This window comes from Neosynechococcus sphagnicola sy1, from assembly GCF_000775285.1.
Classification (GTDB): domain Bacteria; phylum Cyanobacteriota; class Cyanobacteriia; order Neosynechococcales; family Neosynechococcaceae; genus Neosynechococcus; species Neosynechococcus sphagnicola.
In genome coordinates, this window is sequence record NZ_JJML01000099.1 from 1 (window position 1) to 752 (window position 752).

Sequence of the window (752 nt, forward strand, 5' to 3'; positions counted from 1 at the left end):
ATGGGTAGTGGCTCGAAAGGTGCTGGCACCATAATCCCCAGCCTGGGCAGGTGAACCAGCCAGTCCCAGCCCGATGACACCTGCGATCGCCAGGAAGGTTGTCGAGCCGCGCCGCCCAATTTGGGAAGCCGAGATTCGCATCAGACGCGGACTTACGGAATGACCCATTGGAAACATAAACGCTAACAGGGTGAAGGATGGAGAAAAGCTAGGTTGATTTTCCCACATCTGTCAATGCTGGTTAAAACCTTAGGGGACAGTTTTAGGAACCATTTTTTTCTGTCTCAGAAATTACGACGGTTCCTCAACTACAGTGATAAGAGGTAGATTAATCCAAAAATAACCCCGCGAGTGTCCCAGTATGCACCTGAGTGAAATCACCCACCCCAACCAGTTGCACGGTTTGTCCATTCAGCAACTGGAGCAGATTGCCCGCCAAATTCGGGAAAAGCATCTGCAAACCGTTGCTGCGAGTGGCGGCCATTTGGGTCCTGGGTTAGGGGTTGTGGAGTTAACCTTGGCCCTCTACCAAACCCTGGATCTCGATCGCGATCGGGTGACGTGGGATGTGGGGCACCAAGCCTATCCCCGACAAATTGATTACGGGTCGCTATCACCAGTTTCACACCCTGCGCCAAAAACGATGGGGTGGCTGGCTATCTCAAGCGCAGTGAAAGTCCCTTTGATCACTTTGGGGCCGGCCATGCTTCCACCAGTATTTCCGCAGCCCTGGGCATGGCCTTGGCCAGAGA

At 53.5% G+C, this 752-nt stretch carries 1 protein-coding gene and 1 pseudogene; one reads left to right on the forward strand and one right to left on the reverse strand.

Annotated features, from left to right (window positions below):
* Window positions 1–228, reverse strand: a 228-nt coding sequence (locus DO97_RS20245) for a hypothetical protein (protein ID WP_036537126.1), incomplete at its 3' end; no start/stop codon positions are given.
* Window positions 229–361: 133 nt separating this feature from the next.
* Between DO97_RS20245 and DO97_RS31595 the strand changes: the two are divergent.
* Window positions 362–752: pseudogene (locus tag DO97_RS31595) on the forward strand (1-deoxy-D-xylulose-5-phosphate synthase N-terminal domain-containing protein); the annotation flags it as partial.